The 2,421-nt window shown below is 52.9% G+C and carries 1 protein-coding gene and 1 pseudogene; both read right to left on the bottom strand.

Features of this window, described 5'->3' with window-relative positions; all coding sequences use genetic code 11:
• Positions 1 to 127: 127 nt before the first annotated feature.
• Positions 128 to 808, bottom strand: coding sequence for a hypothetical protein (locus tag WCG50_RS18895; protein WP_336901143.1), 681 nt, complete (start codon positions 806 to 808; stop codon positions 128 to 130).
• 15 nt (positions 809 to 823) lie between these two features.
• Positions 824 to 2,421: pseudogene (locus tag WCG50_RS18900) on the bottom strand (hypothetical protein); the annotation flags it as partial.

A 2,421-nucleotide genomic window follows, 5' to 3' on the forward strand; every position in this document is an offset into this window, starting at 1 on the left:
CGCAACAAGTTCCATGGAGACTGGAACTATGTGGTTGCGCCGGACGGCCAAGGTTAAGTTGCTACCTTTATTGTTTACCGCAGCCTAATCTCCGGTCTGAGCGTTTTCCCCGCTGGACGTTGAACGCTCATCGCCGCCGCCCCAGAAGACGCCAGCCAAGCAGGAAAGCGCCAAGAGCAGACAAGCCAAGGACGCTTGGCTCGGGAATTGACTGAGGCGAGAACTGGATGTCATCCAACTCCCAGTAATTATTGGCCCCTGGCGGTGCCGTGAACATCAGTTGTTCCATTTGACCAGCAAAAGCCGAAACATCGCCGCCATACAAGCTGTAGTTGGGCCCTGTGGAGATAGCAGAGAAAGGTATATTCTGCCCACCCAGTGAAACCAGCAGCGTTCCTACCGGAATTCCTCCATTACCATACTGGGCCTTGAACAGAATAGACACGGCATCAACAGGCACCAACGATGTTTGGCTAATGGAAGCACCCGTCGCAACTCCTGTTCCTCCGTATAGCTGAATACTGAAGGCGCCGTTAATAACTGGAAAGGACCCGCTCCTGTCAAAAATAGACACCCCTGTGGCACCGAGGAAAACATCATTATATAGAATATCTTTCGATCCCAGAATACTCGTCGGAGTCCACCCTGGGATTGCACTGCTGGCATAAACAGCAGCGGGGTAGAGGCCTGAAGGGTCCCGGACAATAGTGGCGGCCTCGAAGCCCAAGTTGATGAAGCCCTGTGGGTACGCAGCCTGGCAGAAAGTAATAATTACCCCAGCTAAAACTCGCGTTCGGATAGTATTCATGGTGTTATCAGCCTGTTACCTTACTACCAGCGGGTCACCAACCGCCTGGAAATGTGGCGTAAGCCTTGATGTCCATGCACACATCCCGAAGTTCTTTCCAGACTGCCACAAGCCAAAGTAGATAGCAGCGTCGTTAACGCAACTTTGCCCTGGTTCGGTAGTATGGGAAACAGCCCCAATAGGTGTGTTGGAATAGTCGGTCCCACCAAAAGCATTGTGTGCGAACCACTGTGTGAACTTGCTTTGATCAAGCCGATATCGCTGCCCGTTGTATGACTCGACGGTCTCGATTATCCACCAACCACTATTGCCTGACCACTGAACGTAGCCATTGGTAGCATAATTATAACCTAGGGAACTGTGAACACCCTCAGACAGGTAACCGGCTACATTCATACCATTTGTGAGATGATAGGCCAGGCCGTTATCAGTGACGTTTGTATAGATCACGGCGGCAGGCAACGCTCCTGCTTGTGCCACGGCATTGCTCGCATTCAAGCCTGATACATTTGTGGTTATGAACAAGTTTCCCGTGTTATCAAAATAATAATGCGTATCGCCATACCGGCGGGCGCTTGCGCTAATGATTGGGTTTGCCAGCGCGTAGTTAGTTCCAATAGATGCGAGTTTGTTGATATACGCGAAGCAGTCATTTGTGCCATTCATGTTAAGATGCGTGATGAATGGATTCCAGCCAGAGAGCGACGTCGCCAGTTGAGCACTAACACTGGGACATTCGCCGTCAGTATAAAACGGATAGTTACTACCAACTGTAGCGCGGTCGTCTATCTGTGAAGGAACATCAAGGAAAAGGATCACATATTGTGGGCGCTTAGTCGGACTTTTGTTCAGCCAAGTTAGCAGCGGCGTCAGAATCTGATTGGTGAAGGCATTGGAGGTCACACTTTCATAAACGGTCGTGTTGGTAATGGTGGCAAAGGTATTATTACCTCCGTTGTTTGTGCCGCCGCCAATCGAAACGAATATACCCGAAAAACTAATGCCCATTACATTTGCGGCACTCACCATCGGCCGGTGTTGCAAGTAGTATGAACAGACGTTGAAGCTGTCCATGGAGTTGGTATTGTAAATAAGCAGTAGGTCTTTGGTCACGTCCACTGGGTACTGAACCAACCGCGAAAAGATCACCGCCAGGCTATGGTGGCCGCCGGCAGCGATGGCTTTGACGCCGCTTAGTGTGGGCACGGGGTTGGTCTGCCCATAAGCGCCGTCTCCCCAGGCCACCACCGTCCCGTCGTTCTTGAGCGCCAGGCTGTGCTCATATCCTGCGGCGACGGATAGCACATTGCTGAGTCCTGCTGGCACGGTGTATTGCGCGGAGTTGGTTTGGCCCCAGGCGGTGACCGTGCCATCGGTCTTAAGGGCCATGGCGTGCCGCCCCCCGGCGGCAATCGCCACCACATTGGAAAGACCGTTTGGCACGTTGGTTTGGCCCGCGTCATTCGCACCCCACGCTACCACCGGTGCATTGCTCAGCAGGGCAAGCTGGAAATTAGTGCCCGAAGCAATCGCCGTCACGTTGGCCAATCCAGTTGGCACCGTCCCATTCGCCTGGCCCCATTGGACCACGGTGCCGTCCTTGCGCAGCGCCA

Origin of the sequence: Rhodoferax sp., from assembly GCF_037143375.1 — a bacterium.
GTDB lineage: Bacteria > Pseudomonadota > Gammaproteobacteria > Burkholderiales > Burkholderiaceae_C > Rhodoferax.

Coding starts and splice junctions, on each gene's coding strand:
- WCG50_RS18895 (WP_336901143.1), bottom strand. CDS start 808: ATGAATACTATCCGAACGCGAGTTTTAGCTGGGGTAATTATTACTTTC.